The organism is Streptomyces sp. XY006 (assembly GCF_002237655.1).
In the GTDB taxonomy this organism is placed as follows: domain Bacteria; phylum Actinomycetota; class Actinomycetes; order Streptomycetales; family Streptomycetaceae; genus Streptomyces; species Streptomyces levis.
Genome location: NZ_NOKT01000002.1, coordinates 37892 through 55217, shown reverse-complemented (window position 1 = coordinate 55217; position 17326 = coordinate 37892). Strand labels below are relative to the sequence as shown.

Below are 17326 nucleotides of genomic sequence, written 5' to 3'. Positions count from 1 at the left end.
TGTGACCTTGCGGGGCAGCCACCCGACCCTTGCGGCTCAGCCGCCCACCCCTTGCGGGTCAGCCGCCGAACATCTGGGTCCAGTACGTGCCCGCCCGGCCGCCGCCCGCGAAGCCGATCCCGAGGTGGGTGAAGTCCGGCTTGAGGATGTTGGCCCGGTGGCCGGGGCTGTTCAGCCAGCCCTCCACCACGTCGGCCGGGGAGCGCTGGCCGCAGGCGATGTTCTCGCCGATCGCCCGCCGGGTGGAGCCCGCGGCGGCGGCGCGGTCCCAGGGGCGGCTGCCGTCGGGTGCGGTGTGCGCGTAGAAGGCGCGGGCCACCATGTCCGCGCTGTGCGCCTGCGCGGCGGCCGTGAGCCGCGGATCGGCGGCCAGGGGAGGCAGCCCGGCCCGGGCGCGGGCCTGGTTGGTGAGGTCGATGACGGCCGCCGCGGTGCGCTCCAGGCCGGCCGGGGTGAGGGGCGCGGCCCACAGGGCGGTCCAGTACGTGCCGCCGGAGCGGCCGTCGTGGACGTGCGCCACCCCGGCGTGCCGGAACGCGGGGTCCCGCACGCCGCGGCGGGGCGCGTCCCCGCGCAGGCAGTACGCGACGAACTCGGCGGCCGTGCGCGGCCCGGACACCAGGTGCTCGCCGATCGTGAGATACGCGTACCCGGCCCCGATCACGCGCTGGTAGACCGAGACGCCGTCCCGGGTCTCGACGCCGAGACGCCCGGCCGAGGCCATCGCGGCGGCGTGCTCCCGGGCCGCCGCGACGAGGCGGGCGTCGAGGGACACCGGCGGCGAACCGGCGGCGGCCCGAGCGGAGTTGACCAGCGGGAGGAAGCCGTCGGGGTCGGACACGGCGGGGGAGTGGGCGGGGGAGTGGGCGGCGGCGGGCGGAGGGTGCGCGGCCGGGGCCGAGCAGGCCGGGCGGGCGGACGGTGGCCTCGGGGCGGAGCCCGCCGCCGGCGCCGGCCGGTCCGGCTGGGACGGCCCCGCCGGTGGGCCGTCCGGCCCCGGCAGGTCCGGGCGGGGCGGCGGCTCCGGCGGGCCCACGGGCGGGGGTGCCTCGTCCAGTACCTCCACGCCGAAGTCCCGGGCCAGTCCCGCCAGTCCGTCCGCGTAGCCCTGCCCCAGGGCGCGCAGCTTCCAGCGGTCGCCGCGCCGGTAGAGCTCGGCGAGCAGCAGGACCGTCTCCTGTGCGGGGCGCGGCGGGGTGAAGCGGGCGAGCGCGCGGCCCCGGGCGTCGGTGACGTGCAGAGTGGGGGAGGGCAGGGCGCCGAGCGCGGCTGCGGGGTCGGCGGGGCTGACCGCCACGGTGACCCGGGTCGCGCCCGGTCGCAGCGCCGCGGGATCGACCACGAGCGCGTCGCCCCGCAGCCGGGCCCCGGGCGCCGCGGGCTGGTTGTAGAAGACGAAGTCGCCGTCGTCCCGGACTTTTCCGCCGTCGTCCGTGATCAGCGCGGACACGTCGAACGGGCCGGGTACGCGAACGGTCACCGCACCGCCCGGCAGTGCCAGGTTCCCCCCGGGGACCAACTCGGTCATCACGCCCCCCGCCGCCCTCGTCGTGCCGCCCCTGTCCGGAACGGCCCGGGACGCCGCGGAGTTCCCCGTCCCCACGGGCAACGGCCCGGGCACGGCGGCCGGTTGCGGCGGATCCCTGCTTCTTTTATTGACAGCGGAAAATAACCCCCTTACGTTCCGGTCATGCACTCGTCACACCGTGCCGAGACGTTCCCGGTGAACACCCCGGCCGCGTCCCAGGTCTTCACCACCGTGCTGTCCCACGGCCCCCTCACCCGGCTGGAGGCCGCCCGCCGGGCGGGGCTGTCGCCGGCCGCCGTCACCAAGGCGGTCCGCCCGCTGATCGAGGCCGGCTACCTGACGGAGGACACGGACGGGGAGACGCGGCCGGCCCTCGGCCGGCCCGCCAACCCCCTGCGGGTCAACGGCGACCGGGCACTCTTCATCGGGGCCAAGGTCACCGGCGACGAGATCATCTGCGTGCTCACCGACCTGTGCTGCCGGATGCGTGTCTCCCGGCACGTGTCCCTGTCCGGCCCGGACCCCCGTGCCGTGCTGGAGGCCCTCACCGCCGTGACGCAGGACCTGCTGACCGAGGCGCACGGTCTCGGCGCAGCGGTGCTGGGCCTGGGCCTCGCCGTCTCCGGGGACGTCGACCGCGCCGCCGGTGCCGTGCGCTACTCGCCGTTCCTGGAGTGGCGCGACGTGCCCCTCGCCGAACTCGCCTCGACCGCCACCGGCCTGCCCGTCACCGTCGACAACGACGTACGGGCCCTGACCGTCGCCGAGCAGTGGTTCGGCGCCGGGGCCGGACTGTCCGACTTCGCCGTCGTGACCGTCGGCGCCGGCATCGGCTGCGGCCTCGTCGTGCACGGCCGGGTCGTCGCCGGCGCGCACGGCGTCGCCGGGGAGATCGGGCACGTCACCGTCGACCCGGCCGGGCCGCCCTGCCACTGCGGCAACCGCGGCTGCGTGGAGGCCGTCGCGGGCGACGCGGCGATCGTCCGCCAGGTCGGCGAGGCGACGGGCCTGCCGGTGGCCGACACCGCGGACGCCCTGGAGCTGGCCCACCGGGGCGTCGCCGGAGCACGGGAGGTGTACGCCCGGGCGGGCGAGGCCATCGGCCGCGGCATCGCCACCGTCGCCAACCTCCTCGGACCCGAACGCGTGATCATCTCCGGCGAGGGTCTCGCCGCCTACGACCTGTTCGCCGAGCAGATCCGCGACGCCTTCGCCGCGGCCGCGTTCGGCTCCGCCGCCCGGTGCGACGTCCAGACCCGCCCGCTGCCCTTCGAGCAGTGGGCACGCGGGGCCGCGGCCACCGCGATCCAGTCCTTCATCCGAGCCGACGACCAGCGGCCCGGCCGCTGAACCGACCCCAGGAGGTACGGCCCATGCGGTCATCCTCGTACTCCGCCCTGCCCGCACGCGCCCTCAGAGTCCTCGCGGTCCTGGCCCTCGCCGCGGGCGCCGTCACCGCCCTGCCCGGACCCGCCGGGGCCGGCACCGACCGGTCCGCGACGGCAGGAACCGCCGCCGCCCGGCCCGCGACGGCCGGCACCGCCCCCGCCGCGCCCCTCGCCGCCAAGCCCTACATGGGCTGGTCCAGCTGGAGCATGCAGTCCTCCAAGTACCCGGGGCTCAACCCCGACGGCGGCTACAGCTGGCTCACCGAGGCCAACGTCCTGAAGCAGGCCGACGCCCTGGCCGCCCGGCTGAAGAGGTACGGCTACGAATACGTCAACATCGACGCCGGCTGGTGGCGCGACAAGGCCTGGAAGCCCGGCTTCGACCGCCACGGCCGCCAGCAGGCCGACCCGGTCCGCTTCCCGCGCGGCATGAAGGCGGTCGCCGACCACGTCCACGCCAGGGGCCTCAAGGCCGGCATCTACCTGCCCGTCGGCCTGGAGAAGGAGGCCTACGGCGACGGCAAGGTCCCCATCCTGGACGCCGAGGGCTGCACCACCGCCGACATCGTGTACGGCGACCTGCGCACCACCAACGGCTGGGACAGCGCCTACAAGCTGGACTTCTCCGACCCTTGCGCGCAGAAGTACGTCGACTCCCAGGCGAGGATGTTCGCCGACTGGGGCTACGACTTCCTCAAGCTCGACGGCGTCGGACCCGGCTCCGGGAAGAGCGGCGACCGTTACGACAACGTTGCCGACGTGGCCGCCTGGAACAAGGCCATCGCCGCCACCGGCCGCCCCATCCACCTGGAACTGTCCTGGTCCCTGGACATCGGCCGGGTCGCCGACTGGCGCAAGCACTCCCAGGGCTGGCGCATCGACACCGACGTCGAGTGCTACTGCAACACCCTCGTCAGCTGGGAGAACTCCGTCGACGACCGCTGGGACGACGCCCCCGGCTGGACCCGGCACGCCGGACCGGGCGGCTGGAACGACCTCGACTCCCTCGACGTGGGCAACGGCGGGATGGACGGCCTCACCAAGGCCGAGCGGCAGAGCTACGCCACCCTGTGGGCCATCGCCAAGTCGCCCCTGTACACCGGCGACGACCTCACCCGGCTCGACGCGTACGGCCTGTCCCTGCTGACCAACCGCGAGGTCATCGCCGTCAACCAGGGCGCCGCCCCGCCCGCGCGTCCGGTCACCCCGTCCGACCCGCAGCAGGTGTGGGCGTCGAGGAACCCCGACGGCAGCCGGACCGTCGCCCTGTTCAACCTCGCCGACCGGCCCGCCGCCGTCACCGCCCACTGGGCCTTGCTCGGCCTGACCGGCAAGGCGGCGGTACGCGACCTGTGGAACCACGAGAACCTCGGCACCCACACGGACCGAATCACCCAGGCCCTGCCCGCCCACGGCTCCCGTCTGTTCACCGTCACCCCGCGCGGCGCCGCCCTCACCACCACCGGCCACGAGGCCGAGTCCGCCGCCAACACCCTCTCCGGCAACGCCTCGCCCGCCGACTGCTCCGCCTGCTCCGGCGGGCGCAAGGTCGGCAACCTCTACCTCGGCGGCAAGCTCACCTTCCACAAGGTCGTCGTGGACCGGCCCGGCACCTACCAGGTGAAGGTCGCCTACGTCAGCGGCGACCCCCGCGCGGTCGAGGTCTCCGCGAACGGCGGCGGCGCCACCTCCCACAGGTTCCCCTCCACGGGCGACTGGGGGACCGCCGAGACCGTCAGCGTCCCCGTGACGCTCAGGGCCGGTGCCAACACGATCACCTTCGACAGCGGCTCCGGCTACGCACCGGACATCGACCGGATCGACGTACCGACCTCGTCCTGACCGCAACGGAGGCACCCCCATGGACAGCAACCCGCCCAGACGCAGCCTGCTCGGCCTGGCCGCGGCGACCGGTGCCCTGGCCGCCCTGCCCGCCTGCACCGCGACCGCCGCACCCCGGCGCCCCGCCGCGTCCGCCGTCCCCGCCGGCGACACCCGCCACACCCTGTGGTGGCGGGCACCCGCCGACGGCACGTCGATGATCGAACAGGGCCTGCCCGTCGGCAACGGCCGCCTCGGCGCGCTCGCGGGCAACGACCCCGGCCGTGAACTCCTGCTGATCACCGACGCCACGATGTGGACCGGCGGCCTCAACGACACCCTCGACGCCGACGGCCAGTTCCCCTACGGCCGCGACGACTTCGGCTCCTTCACCCTGCTCGCCCGCCTCACCGTCGAGCTGTCCGGCCACGACCTGTCAGCCGTCTCGGACTACCGGCGCACCCTCGACCTCGCCCGGGGCGTGGTGAGCTGTTCGTACACGCGCTCCGGGGTGACGTACCGCCGGCAGATCTTCGCCAGCCGCCCCGACGACGTCATCGTCCTGCACTTCTCACAGAGCGGGGGCGGCCGTCACACCGGCACCGTCGTCCTGGAGGGTACCCACGGGGAGGGCGAGGGCGTCTCCTTCGGCGCGGCCTTCCCCGGCGGGCTGCGCTACGGGGCCGCCGTGACGGCCCACGGCAGCGGCGGCCGGGTCCGCGTCGACGGCACCCGGATCGCGTTCACCGACTGCCGCGACCTGACGGTCGTGGTCAGCGGCGGCACCAACTACAAGCCCGACGCGGCGACCCGGTACCGCGACCCGTCCCTCGACCCCGCACACCTCGCCCGGACCAAGGTCCGGGCCGCGGCCGGGCACTTGGCCGCCACCCTGCTGCGCACCCACGTCGCCGACCACCTGGACCTCTTCGAGCAGTTCGACCTCACCCTCGGCGCCTCGACCGATGGGCAGCGCTCCCTGGACACCTGGGAGCGGATCCGGGCCCGCGCCCGCGACGGCGCCCCCGATCCCGAACTGGAGGCGGCCTACCTCCAGTTCGGCCGGTACCTCACCCTCGCGGGCTCCCGCGGCAGCCTCCCGCTGGGCCTGCAGGGGCTGTGGCTCGACGGCAACGACCCGGACTGGATGGGCGACTACCACACCGACATCAACCTCCAGATGAACTACTGGCTCGCCGACCGGGCCGGTCTGCCGCAGTGCTTCGACGCGCTCACCGACTACTGCCTCGCCCAGCTCCCGTCCTGGGCCGACCTCACGCGCCGGCTGTTCGACGACCCCCGCAACCGGTACCGCAACTCCACCGGGAAGAACGCCGGATGGACCGTCGCCATCTCCACCAACCCGCACGGCGGGAACGGCTGGTGGTGGCACCCGGCCGGCAACGCCTGGCTGTGCGCCACCCTGTGGGAGCACTACGAGTACCGGCCCTCGCGCGCCTACCTGGAGCGGATCTACCCGCTGCTCAAGGGCGCCTGCGAGTTCTGGGAGGCCCGGCTGCTCACCACGACCCCGCCCGGCGAGACGCGCGAGGTGCTGATCGCCGACAGCGACTGGTCACCCGAGCACGGGCCGCTCGACGCCAAGGGCATCACCTACGCCCAGGAACTGGTGTGGGCGCTGTTCGGGCAGTACGGCACCGCCGCGGCCGAACTCCGGCGCGACACCGGCTACGCCGAGACGATCGCGGGCCTGCGCGAGCGCCTGTACCTGCCCCGGGTCAGCCCGAAGACCGGCCGGCTGCAGGAGTGGATGTCCCCGGACGACCTCGGCGAGACCACCCACCGCCATCTCTCGCCCCTCGTAGGGCTCTTCCCCGGCGACCGCATCCGCCCCGACGGCTCCACCCCCCGGGACGTGCTCGACGGCGCCACCGCCCTGCTCGCCGCGCGCGGCATGAACAGCTTCGGCTGGGCCAACGCCTGGCGCGGCGCCTGCTGGGCCCGGCTGAAGGACGCCGGCAAGGCCTACCAGCTCCTCGGGAACAACCTCCGCCCCTCGACCGGCGGCACCAACGGCACCGCCTTCAACCTGTTCGACATCTACGAAGTGGAACGCGGCCGCGGCATCTTTCAGATCGACGCCAATCTGGGTACTCCCACCGCCATGATCGAAATGCTGGTGCAGTCGCGGCCGGGACACGTGGAACTGCTGCCCGCCCTCCCCGGGGCCTGGGCGGACCGGGGCAGCGTCCGGGGAGCCGGCGTGCGGGGCGGCTTCGTCCTCGACCTGAGCTGGCGGCACGGCCGGCCTGTCGAGGCCACCGTGCGCAGCGTCGGAGGCCGCGCCACCACCGTCTCGTACGCCGGGACGACCCGCGGGATCCGCCTCGCGCCCGGCGGCTCCGTGACGCTGCGGGACCTCGCGCCGTGACACCCCCCGTACCCGCCCGACCGGCCGAAGGAGCGCCGATGCCCCGCACCGCACGCCCTCGCCGCCGTGCCGCCCTGGCCGCCCTGTCCTGCTGCGTCGCGCTCGGCTGCGGGACCGGGACGCCCCCCGGCGGCCTGCCCGACCCGCCGACGGGCCCGGAGTACGGCGTGGTCACCTGGGCCACCACCGCCGACCGCGTCGGCGAGGCCGTCGAAGGCCGCAGCTACCGGCTGATGGTGCACACCAGCGTCGGTGGCGGCGGCCTGCGGGTGCGGCTGTCCAACGCCTTCGGCGACCGGCCCGTGACGTTCGAGGACGTCCACGCCGGACTGCGACGGGACGGGGCCGCCCTCGTCCCCGGCAGCAACCGGCGCCTGACCTTCGACGGCGCGTGCACCGTCACCGTCCCGCCCGGCGGCATCGTCTACAGCGACCCGCTGCCCGGGCACGTGCCCGCCGCGAGCACGCTCGCCGTCAGCTTCCACGTGGCCCGCGCGGGCGGCCCGCTCACCGGGCACTGGATGGCGATGCAGACCTCGTACACCAGCGACGGCGAGCACAGCGCCGAGGAGAGCGCGACGCACTGGACCCAGCGCACCGGCTCCTGGTTCTACCTCGACGCCGTCACCGTGCGCCCGCGCGGGAAGACCGGTGCCGTGGCCGTCCTCGGCGACTCCATCACCGACGGCTGGCACTCCACCACCGACACCGACCGCCGCTGGCCCGACTATCTCGCCCGCCGCCTGGGGAAGGACCCCGCAGCCGCCGTCAAGGGCGTGGCCAACGAAGGGCTCAGCGGCAACCGGGTCCTCACCGACGGCCCCGGGCAGAGCGCCCTGAACCGCCTGAGCCGGGACGTGCTGTCGCTGCCGGGTGTGCGCACGGTCTTCCTGTTCCAGGGCGTGAACGACCTCAAGGGCGAACCGGCGCCCACGGCCGGCGAACTCGTCGCAGGGTACAAGACCCTGGCCGAGCGGGCGCACGCGGCCGGGAAGTGCGTCGTCGGTGCCACGATCGCCCCCTACAAGGGCTGGCCGGAGTGGGACCCCGAAGGCGAAGCGGTGCGGCGCGAGGTCAACGCCTTCGTCCGCGGCGGCGGCACGTTCGACGCCGTCGCCGACTTCGACCGCGTCCTGCGCAGCCCCTACGACCACGAGCGGCTCCTGCCGGCGTTCGACGGCGGCGACCATGTGCACCCCAACGACAAGGGGATGCAGGCGATGGGCGACGCCGTCGATCTCAGGAGCCTGGACTGCGGGAGCGGCTGGTGAGGGCCGGGGATACGCGACCGGGTGCGCCCCGTCGGGCCCCGGGCGGGCCGGGCAGACCGGGCGGTCCTCAGGGGGCCGACGGCTCCGGGGCGATCAGGCCCTCGCGGTAGGCGATCGCCACCGCCTCGCCGCGGCTGGACGCGCCCAGCTTGGCGAGGATGTTGGAGACGTGGACGCTCGCCGTCTTGCCGCTGATGAACAGCTCCTCGCCGATCTGCCGGTTGCTGCGGCCGAGCGCGAGCAGCCGCAGCACGTCCTGCTCGCGCGCGGTGAGCGCACCGGCCCGGTCGCCGGCGGGCGGGGCGTCGGCCGGCCGGGCGCCCCGGACCAGGGCGTCCACCCGCTCGCGCAGCGGCGCCGCCGCGAGCCGGTCGGCCGTCTCCCGCACGAGACGGGCCTCGGCCACCGCCTCCTCGCGGCGCCCGGCCGCCACCAGGGCCTCGGCGTGGCGCAGCCGGCAGCGCGTGCGCTCGTAGACGTCGCCGTAGCCGAAGGCTTCCACCGCACGGGCCCAGGCCGCAGCGTCCGGACCCGAGACGGCCCGGATCCCCTCGGCCTCGGCACGGGCGAGCCACGCCGTGCCCTCCGGGCCCTGGGGGGTGCCGTCCTCGCCGCGCAGGGCGACGTCCCGGGCCAGCTCCACCAGTTCGGCCGCCGTGTCCGTCCAGCGGCGGGCACCGGACTCGTCGCCCGCGAGCCGCGCCTCGACGGCCGCGTCGGCCACCGCCGACAGCGCCAGGGCGGCGAGCCGGACCGCCACATCGGGGCGGGTGCCCGCCTCGTCGGTGAGGGCCGCGACCGTGGAGCGCATCCAGCGCACCGCCTCCTCGGGATCACGCCGCTGCGCCGCCGCGTCCGTGAGGACGATCCCCGCCACCAAAGTCGCCATCCAGTCGAAGGGCCCTTCCAGCAGGGCACGCGCCCGCTGCTCCGCCGTGCGGTCACCGCGCGCCAGCGCCACGTACAGCGCGGGACCGACGGTGTACCCGCCGGCCGCGGGCAGCACCTCCGCGTCGGCCGCGGCCGCCTCCACGCACTCGTCCCAGCGGCCCAGCACCTGCAGCACCAGCAGCCGCAGGTACCGCATCTCCAGCGGGTACGGCGACGACAGCAGCCCGGCCCGCCGGGCCCGGTCCAGCCCTTCGGTCAGCCAGGGCACGCACTCCGCCAGCGCCCCCGACTCGTAGCAGCCCATCGCCAGGTTGAACAGGGCCCGCAGCTCCACCGCCGCGTTGCCGGAACCGCGGGCCAGCTCCCGGGCCCGCAGCAACTGCTCGCGGCCCCCGGGGTCGCGCCGCCCGCCCGCGTCGAAGACGGCCAGGGAGATCAGCAGATCGGCCTGGGCGTCCGTCACCCGCAGCTTCTCCGCCACGCTCAGCGCCCGCCGGGCGACCCGCAGCGCCGTGTCGTTCTCCCCGATGTGACGCGCGGCCATGGCGTGCGTGGCCGCCGCCCACACCCAGGTGCGCGACGGCGGCTCCTCGGGGATCATCGCCAGCGCCTCGCTGCTGTAGGCGAACGCCGCGGTCAGGCTGTCCACGCTCAGCAGGTTCCCGGCGAGGGTGTAGCGGACCCGGGCGGCGAGCTCGGAGTCGGCGTCCTGGCCCAGCTGGGTCAGCGCCGACCGGGTCAGCGAGACCGCGCGGTGCAGCTCCCCGGCGTGCGCGGCCGCCGCCGAGGCGCGCAGCGTCAGCGTCACCCGGTCGGTGCCCGCCCCGGAGGGCCGGTCCTCGGCCGCCACCGCCGACCACACGTCGAGGGCCGCTTCGAGATGCCGGTGCTCCTCGGCGGGCGCCCCCACCCGCTGGGCGTGGTCGGCGGCCTCCAGCGAGGCGGCCAGCGCCTCGGCGAGGTCGTGGCTCTCCCGGTAGTGGTGGGCCCGCTCGGCGGCGCTCTCGGCGCGGTGGCCGCGCCCGGCGAGCAGCCGCGCGAACGCGCCGTGCAGCCGGGCGCGTTCGCCGGGCAGCAGATCGGCGTAGACGGCCTCGCGGGCCAGCGCGTGCCGGAAGGAGTACGTGTCGCCGTCACCGGCGACCAGCAACTGCCGCCCCACCGCCTCGCGCAGCGCCGACTCCAGCTCCTCCTCCGGCAGCCCGACCGCCTCGCGCAGCAGGTCGTGCTCGACGCGGCGCCCGGCGACGGCCGCGGTGCGCAGCACCTGCTGGGCCGTGTCGGACAGCTGCTCGAAGCGGATCAGCAGCACGTCGGCGAGCCCGCTCGGCACCCCGCCGGCCCGGTGTCCGTCGCCGCGAGCAGCTCCTCCGCGTAGAAGGCGTTGCCCTCGGCCCGCTCCACGATCCGCCGCACCGTGGTCTCCGGCAGCGGCCGGCGCTCCAGGGCCCGCACGAGCCGCGCCACCTCCGGGTCGGGCAGCGGCCGCAGCTCCAGGCGCTCCACGGCGGGCAGCCGTACCAGCTCCGCGAGCAGCGGCCGCAGGGGGTGCCTGCGGTGCAGGTCGTCGGCCCGGTACGAGGCGAACACCGCCAGGCGCCGCCGCAGGACGCCCCGCCCCAGCAGGAACCGCAGCAGGTCCCGGGACGACTGGTCGGCCCAGTGCAGGTCCTCCAGCACCAGCAGCAGCGGCGCCACGTCCGCCACCGCGGCCAGCAGCCCGGCGATCCCCTCGAACAGCCGCAGCCGCCCGTCCACGTCCCGCACGGCGTCGGTCCCCGACCCCAGCAACCGCTCGGCGACCGGATGCCCGGCCACGACGGCCGAGAACCGCTCGTCGGCCGCGAGCACGCCCAGAATCTCCGTGAACGGCAGATAGGGCAGGCCCACGTCGCCCAGATCGACGCAGTGCCCGACGACCACGGTCATACCGGCACCGGCGGCCCGCTTCCCGGCCTCGTCGAGGACCCGCGTCTTGCCGACACCGGCGTCCCCGGCGAGCAGCACGGCACGCGCCTCACCCGCGCGCGCCCCCTGCAGCACCTCGGAGAGGCGCGCGAGTTCGGCTTCCCTCCCGACGACCGGCGCGATGAACGAGGCCTGCGGCACTGAACCAACCTTCTTCTCCGGGCGCGCGGGGCCGTGACAATCGTGCGGCTCCGCCGCGTGGGCGCGATCCATCATGAACGGGCCGCGGCCGACGGCCGGCGGCACGCCGGGGCTACCCGGCCCGCAGCACCGTGGCCCAGTCCGCCGGCACCCGCCCGGCGGGTCCCGGCGCGGGCTGGTCCTCCGGATGACTCACCGGCGCGGCCAGCTCCGGCCCGCCCTCGTACAGCTCGTTCGTCTCGTAGCTCCAGAACCAGCTCTCACCCGGCTCGTAGCTCTGCACGAACGGGTGCCCGGTCTCCCGGAAGTGCGCCGTGGCGTGCTTGGCCGGCGAGCTGTCGCAGCACCCCACGTGCCCGCACTGCGCGCACCGCCGCAGGTGGAACCACCACCCCCCGTCCGCGTCGCACTCGGCGCACCCGCTGCCGCTCGGCGGCACGCTCGGGTCGATACCGTTCTCGTCGCTCATTCCGACTCCTCCTCGGCCGCCGTCAGCGGCAGCAGCACCTGGAACCGCGTGTCGCCCGGCTCCGATTCCACCTGGATGTTGCCGTGATGCTTGTTCACCACGATCCGCCAGGAGATGTCGAGGCCGAGCCCCGTGCCCTCGCCCACCGGCTTCGTCGTGAAGAAGGGGTCGAAGATCCGCTCCCGGTCCTGCGCCGGGATGCCGACGCCGGTGTCCCGGAACTCCACCAGCAGCCGGTCGTGCTCCCGGGCCGTCCGCACGGTCAACGTCCCTTCGCCGCCCGCGCTGTTCATCGCCGAGACCGCGTTGTCGATCAGGTTCGTCCACACCTGGTTGAGCTCCGCCGGGTACGCGGGGATCCTCGGCAGGGTGCGGTCGTAGTCCTTGACGACCTTGATCTGCGGGCCCATCTTGCCCGACAGCATCAGCAGGGTGCTGTCGAGGAGTTCGTGCACGTCGGCGTTCTGGAACGGGGCCCGGTCGAGCTGCGAGTACTGCTTCGCCGCGTCGACCAGGTGCGAGATGCGCGTGGTGGAGTCGCTGATCTCGTCCATCAGCAGCTCGGTCTCGACGGTGTAGCTGAGCCAGCCGATCGCGCTCGGCAGTATCTCCTCGTCGACGGCGGCCGCGACCTGGTCCAGCCAGTCCACGTCCAAGCCGGCCTGGACGAACGTGGGCGCGATGCGCCAGCCGTCCGGGAGGCCGTGGTCGTCGAGCCAGTCGGCGAGCGCGTCCTCCCGGTCGGAGGCCTCCAGCGGGCTCAGCACGGGGGCCTTGGCGACGCGCTCGGCGGTGCGCTCCTGGATGTCGATGAGGTTCGCCATCACCTCGGGGGAGTACGAGCCCTGCGCGATGATCGCCAGCTTGTGGCGCATCTTGCCCACCCGCTCCCGCAGCGTCGCGGTCGCCCGCACGGCCGCCGCGGCCGGGTTGTTCAGCTCGTGCGTGAGACCCGCCGACAACGAGCCGAGCGCCAGCAGCCGTTCACGCTGCCCGACGGCCCGCTGCGTGTTCTTCGAACCGAAGAACAGCCCCTCCAGCAGGTGCACCGCCATCGGGAACCACTCCTGCATGATCTGCGCGAAGGTGTCGGCGGGCAGCACGAAGAAGCGCGTCGGCTCGGTGACGCGCATGGAGTTGTTGTAGACCTGCCGCACCCGGTCGCCCAGGTAGGCCTGCATGGACCCGGCGTACACCCCGCGCTGGGAGGTGCGGCTCACCTCCACGTCGTCCCCGCCGACCCGGCGGTACAGCACGACGGTGCCCTCCAGCATCACGTAGAAGCAGGTGGCGGGGTCACCCTCGGTGTACACGGGGCCGGGCTCGAACCGCTCCACCCGCCCCTCGGCGCACAGCCGCCCGAGCTGCTCGGGCGTCAGCTTCTCGAACAGGAACAGCGCCCCGATCTCCGCGGGGTCGCAGGGCACGCACTGCCCGCTCACGACTGCTCCAGATACCGGTGGACGAGCATGACGGCCATGGCTCCCTCTCCGACGGCGGACGCGACCCGCTTGGCGGACTCGGAACGGGCGTCGCCCGCCACGAACACCCCGGGCACGTTGGTCTCCAGGTGGTACGGCGGCCGGTCCAGCTCCCAGCCCTCGGGCGGACGGCCGTCGGCGGTCAGATCGGGCCCGGCGAGGATGAACCCGCGCTCGTCGCGCAGCACCGTGCCGTCCAGCCAGCCGGTCAGCGGGGCGGCGCCGATGAACACGAACACGAACTGCGCGTCGACCTGCTCCGTCTCGCCGGTGTCCACGTCCCGCAGGGTCAGCCGCTCCAGATGGCCGTCGCCGTGCGCCTCCTCGACGACCGTGCGGGCGCGCACCCGGATGTTGGGGGACTCCTCGATCTGCTGGATCAGGTAGTGCGACATCGACGCCGTCAGCGACTCGCCGCGCACCAGCAGCGTCACCGACTTGGCACCCCGGGACAGGTACATCGCGGCCTGCCCCGCGGAGTTGGCGCCGCCGACGATGTAGATGTCCTGCCCCTGGCAGGCGGGCGCCTCGGTCAGGGCGGACCCGTAGTAGACCCCGCATCCGGTCAGGTCGTCGCAGCCGGGCGCCTGGAGCTGCCGGTAGCTGACGCCGGTCGCCAGGATCACGCTGTGCGCGGCGACCGCCGAGCCGTCCGAGAACCGCACGACGCGGGCCGCGCCGTTGACCTCCAGGGCCGTCACCTCGCGCGCGGTGAGGATCTCCGCGCCGAACTTGGCGGCCTGCCGCCGGGCGCGGTCGGTGAGCTGCGCCCCGGACACGCCGTCGGGGAAGCCCAGGTAGTTCTCGATGCGCGAGCTCTGCCCGGCCTGCCCGCCGGTCGCCGACCGCTCCACCAGCACCGTCCGCAGCCCCTCGGAGGCGCCGTAGACGGCCGCGCCGAGTCCGGCGGGGCCGCCGCCGATCACGACCAGGTCGTAGAAGTCCGCCGTGGGGGTCGTCGCCAGGCCGACCCGGGCCGCGAGGTCCACGGCCTCCGGTTCGACCAGGGGCGTGCCGTCCGGGGTGATCACGACCGGCAGCCGCAGTCCGTCCTCGCCGGCCGCGGCCAGCAGCCGCCGTCCCTCCGGCTCGTCGGAGGAGTACCAGCGGTAGGGCACCTGGTTGCGGGCGAGGAACTCCCGCACGTCCGAGGAGCGCGCCGACCAGCGGTGCCCCACGACCTTCGTGGCCGGCACGGGCCGGAAGTCGCTGGACCGCCACGCCTGCAGCAGGTCGTCCAGCACCGGGTAGAGCTTCTCCTCCGGCGGGTCCCACGGCTTGAGCAGGTAGTGATCGAGGTCGACGACGTTGATCGCGTCGATCGCCGCGTTCGTGTCCGCGTACGCGGTCAGCAGCACGCGCCGCGCACCGGGATAGACGTCCAGCGCCTGTTCGAGGAACTCGATGCCGTTCATCTGCGGCATCCGGTAGTCCGCGAGGATCACCGCGACGAGATCGCCGCGCAGCTTCAGCTCCCGCAGCGCGTCCAGCGCCGACTCGCCGGACTCCGCCCGCACGATCCGGTACGACGCGCCGTACCGCCGCCTCAGGTCGCGGGCCACGGCCCGGGAGACCCCCGGATCGTCGTCCACGGTCATGATGACGGTCCGCGCCGTGTCGGCGGCCTGTGCCATACGTCCCCCACACCGGGCGGTCGACTCACGGCACGGCGTCCCGGGGCGCCGCGCCGACCTCCGCCCATCGTATGTTCGATCGCCGCGGAACGCCCGGATACGGAGATCACCGCCACACGGCGCCCGGCCTGCGCGGAGGTTGGGGAAGACTGATCACCATCGCCAGTGACCTACACAAGGAGGCAGCCGGATGACACGCCCGATCACCGCAGGGGTCGACGGAACGCAGGAGAGCCTCGCGGCCCTCGGCTGGGCGGCCCGCGAGGCGGTGCGGCGCGACCGTCCGCTGCGCGTGGTGCACGCCTGGCGGTTCCAGCCGCAGGAGGCGCTCGAGGCCGGGATCGAAGGGGACGCGGACAGCCAGGCCGAGTGGGTGCACAGCGCCATGGCCGAGGCCGTCACGACCGTGACCGAACGCCACCCCGGGCTCGAGGTGACCACCGACGTCGTGGAGGGCCCGGTCGCCGACACCCTGGTCGCCGCCGCTGAGGACGCCGAGCTGCTCGTGCTCGGCTCGCGCGGGCACGGGCCGATCGTCGGCTTCCTGCTCGGCTCGGTCGGCCAGCAGGTCATCGCCGCGGCCACCCGGCCCGTGGTGCTGGTCCGGGCCGGCGACCAGCCCTCGGGCGAGGCCGCCGGGCGGGAGGTCGTCGTGGGCCAGCAGGGCGACCCGGAGGACAGCGCCGACGCGCTCCGCTTCGCGTTCGAGACGGCGGCCGCGCGCGGGGCGACCGTGCGGGTCGTGCGGGCCTGGACCCTGCCGCCCGTCTTCGCCTACAGCCCCGGCTCGCTGAAGCTGCTCGACGAGGCCGGGGGCCTGGAGCCGTACGAGAAGAAGGCCCTGGCCGCCGCGGTGCGGCCCTGGCGGGAGCGGTTCCCCGGGGTGCCGGTGGAGGAGCACGTGGAGATGGGCAGCGCCGGCCAGGTGCTGCTGTCGGTGGCCGGGACGGCGCAGCTGATGGTCGTCGGCCGCCGCGCCCACCGCACCGCCGTCGGCGCCCGGATCGGCTCGGTGGCCCACGGGGTGCTGCACCACGCGGACTGCCCGGTGGCGGTGGTGCCGCACGCCGCGAAGGCGCAGTAGCTCACTCCGCCGTCGGCTGCAGCGTCTTGCGCGCCTTCGGCAGGATGTTCCTGATGTAGTCCTCGACCGCCGTGTCGAGGCCGATGTCGTGCTGGGCCCGCTCGGACAGGTACCAGCGGTGTTCCAGGAGCTGGTGGTAGATCTCCGCCGGGTCCATGGTGCCGCGCAGTTCGGGCGGGACGGCCCGCACGGTCGGCCGGAACACCTCCCGCACCCAGCGGTGGGCCAGTACCTCGGGCCGGGCGCCGAGAGGATCGCCGGGCGCGTAGTCGTCCTGAGTCGCCATCCAGCTCTCCAGGTCGTTCAGCAGCCGCCGGGCCTGGTTCTCCTCGGTGTCGAGACCGGTCAGCCGCAGCAACTGCCGCTGGTGGTGGCCCGCGTCGACGACCTTGGGCACGAAGGTGACCGTGTCCCCGTGGGCGGCGTGCTCGATCTGCATCTCGGCGACGTCGAAGCCGAGTTCGTTCAGCCGGCGGATCCGGCGTTCTATGTAGTGGTGCTTGCCCGCCGGGTAGACGGACGTGCGGGTCAGCTCGTCCCACAGGCCCCGGTAGCGGGCGCAGATCTCCATGCCGAACTCGACCGGGTCCACCGACGGGTGCAGCGCCCCGGACGCCTCCAGGTCCAGCAGCTCCCCGCTGATGTTCACCCGCGCGAGATCGAGGTCGTACTCGCGCTGCCCCGGGCTGAGCCGCGGATGCAGGTCACCGGTCTCGGCGTCCACCAGATAGGCCGCGTAGGCGCCCGCGTCGCGCCGGAACAGGGTGTTGGACAGCGAGCAGTCGCCCCAGGCGAACCCGGCCAGGTGCAGCCGCACCAGCAGCACGGCGAGCGCGTCCATCAGCCGGTGCATGGTGGCCGGGCGCATGGTCGTCTCGAACATGGAGCGGTACGGCATCGAGCCGCCCAGGTGCCGGGTGACCAGCACGCTCTCCAGCGGGGCGCCGTCCGCGTCGGTGCGGCCCGTGACCACGGCCAGCGGGTCGACCGCGGGGATGCCGAGCCGGTCCAGGTCGCGCAGCAGCTCGTACTCGCGCAGCGCGGGCCGCTCGGCCAGCTCCTTGACGGCGATCACCTCGTCCCCGGCGCGCGAGTAGCGCACCACGTGGCGGGAGATGCCGCGCGGCAGCGGGACCAGGTACTCCTCGGGCCAGTCCTCCAGGGGCACGTCCCAGGGCAGCTCCAGCAGGAGCGCGGGGTGTTCCGGGTTCGTCGCGCTGATCTGCAGTGCCATGCGCCGGGTGTCCTTGTCTCGCCG

The 17326-nt window shown here is 74.5% G+C and carries 10 protein-coding genes and 1 pseudogene; 5 read left to right on the top strand and 6 right to left on the bottom strand.

The window, feature by feature from the left end; all coding sequences use genetic code 11:
• Nucleotides 1–58: 58 nt before the first annotated feature.
• Nucleotides 59–1528, bottom strand: coding sequence for a CAP domain-containing protein (locus tag CHR28_RS02820; RefSeq protein WP_094051822.1), 1470 nt, complete (start codon nucleotides 1526–1528; stop codon nucleotides 59–61).
• Between the two features lie 162 nt (nucleotides 1529–1690).
• On the opposite strand from CHR28_RS02820, the gene CHR28_RS02815 reads away from it, so the two are divergent.
• Genes CHR28_RS02815 through CHR28_RS02800 form a run of 4 tightly spaced genes read left to right on the top strand, consistent with a single transcriptional unit; the run spans nucleotide 1691 to nucleotide 8400 of the window.
• Nucleotides 1691–2878, top strand: coding sequence for an ROK family transcriptional regulator (locus CHR28_RS02815; RefSeq protein ID WP_094051821.1), 1188 nt, complete (start codon nucleotides 1691–1693; stop codon nucleotides 2876–2878).
• Between the two features lie 23 nt (nucleotides 2879–2901).
• Nucleotides 2902–4758 (top strand): alpha-galactosidase D, encoded by a 1857-nt coding sequence (locus CHR28_RS02810; protein ID WP_094051820.1) that lies wholly within the window; start codon nucleotides 2902–2904, stop codon nucleotides 4756–4758.
• A 19-nt stretch (nucleotides 4759–4777) separates the two neighbouring features.
• Nucleotides 4778–7129, top strand: coding sequence for a glycosyl hydrolase family 95 catalytic domain-containing protein (locus tag CHR28_RS02805; protein ID WP_094051819.1), 2352 nt, complete (start codon nucleotides 4778–4780; stop codon nucleotides 7127–7129).
• A gap of 38 nt (nucleotides 7130–7167) precedes the next feature.
• Nucleotides 7168–8400: an SGNH/GDSL hydrolase family protein gene (locus CHR28_RS02800; RefSeq protein WP_094051818.1), complete on the top strand. Its 1233-nt coding sequence runs from the start codon at nucleotides 7168–7170 to the stop codon at nucleotides 8398–8400.
• 67 nt (nucleotides 8401–8467) lie between these two features.
• Here the strand turns inward: CHR28_RS02800 and CHR28_RS38725 are convergent.
• From CHR28_RS38725 to CHR28_RS02780, 4 genes and pseudogenes are all read right to left on the bottom strand, one after another.
• Nucleotides 8468–11400 (bottom strand): annotated as a pseudogene (locus tag CHR28_RS38725) (helix-turn-helix transcriptional regulator).
• A gap of 112 nt (nucleotides 11401–11512) precedes the next feature.
• Complete coding sequence (locus CHR28_RS02790; RefSeq protein ID WP_094051817.1) at nucleotides 11513–11869, bottom strand: UBP-type zinc finger domain-containing protein; 357 nt, start codon at nucleotides 11867–11869, stop codon at nucleotides 11513–11515.
• Nucleotides 11866–13311: an ATP-binding protein gene (locus tag CHR28_RS02785; protein WP_094051816.1), complete on the bottom strand. Its 1446-nt coding sequence runs from the start codon at nucleotides 13309–13311 to the stop codon at nucleotides 11866–11868. Before CHR28_RS02785 ends, CHR28_RS02790 begins: the two co-directional genes overlap by 4 nt.
• The gene (locus CHR28_RS02780) at nucleotides 13308–14984 is read right to left on the bottom strand and encodes an FAD-dependent oxidoreductase (protein WP_094051815.1); all 1677 of its coding nucleotides are present in this window, start codon (nucleotides 14982–14984) and stop codon (nucleotides 13308–13310) included. Before CHR28_RS02780 ends, CHR28_RS02785 begins: the two co-directional genes overlap by 4 nt.
• A gap of 190 nt (nucleotides 14985–15174) precedes the next feature.
• Here CHR28_RS02780 and CHR28_RS02775 point away from each other — a divergent pair, with 190 nt between their 5' ends.
• A complete protein-coding gene (locus CHR28_RS02775) occupies nucleotides 15175–16068 on the top strand; it encodes a universal stress protein (protein ID WP_094051814.1) in 894 nt (297 codons plus the stop codon).
• 1 nt (nucleotide 16069) lies between these two features.
• On the opposite strand, the gene CHR28_RS02770 is transcribed toward CHR28_RS02775, so the two are convergent.
• Nucleotides 16070–17302: a DUF4032 domain-containing protein gene (locus CHR28_RS02770; RefSeq protein WP_094051813.1), complete on the bottom strand. Its 1233-nt coding sequence runs from the start codon at nucleotides 17300–17302 to the stop codon at nucleotides 16070–16072.
• Nucleotides 17303–17326: the final 24 nt, after the last annotated feature.

What these genes read in the sequence shown, in the direction of transcription:
- CHR28_RS02820 (WP_094051822.1), bottom strand. Translation starts at nt 1,528, where the DNA reads ATGACCGAGTTGGTCCCCGGGGGGAACCTGGCACTGCCGGGCGGTGCG.
- CHR28_RS02815 (WP_094051821.1), top strand. Translation starts at nt 1,691, where the DNA reads ATGCACTCGTCACACCGTGCCGAGACGTTCCCGGTGAACACCCCGGCC.
- CHR28_RS02810 (WP_094051820.1), top strand. Translation starts at nt 2,902, where the DNA reads ATGCGGTCATCCTCGTACTCCGCCCTGCCCGCACGCGCCCTCAGAGTC.
- CHR28_RS02805 (WP_094051819.1), top strand. Translation starts at nt 4,778, where the DNA reads ATGGACAGCAACCCGCCCAGACGCAGCCTGCTCGGCCTGGCCGCGGCG.
- CHR28_RS02800 (WP_094051818.1), top strand. Translation starts at nt 7,168, where the DNA reads ATGCCCCGCACCGCACGCCCTCGCCGCCGTGCCGCCCTGGCCGCCCTG.
- CHR28_RS02790 (WP_094051817.1), bottom strand. Translation starts at nt 11,869, where the DNA reads ATGAGCGACGAGAACGGTATCGACCCGAGCGTGCCGCCGAGCGGCAGC.
- CHR28_RS02780 (WP_094051815.1), bottom strand. Translation starts at nt 14,984, where the DNA reads ATGGCACAGGCCGCCGACACGGCGCGGACCGTCATCATGACCGTGGAC.
- CHR28_RS02775 (WP_094051814.1), top strand. Translation starts at nt 15,175, where the DNA reads ATGACACGCCCGATCACCGCAGGGGTCGACGGAACGCAGGAGAGCCTC.
- CHR28_RS02770 (WP_094051813.1), bottom strand. Translation starts at nt 17,302, where the DNA reads ATGGCACTGCAGATCAGCGCGACGAACCCGGAACACCCCGCGCTCCTG.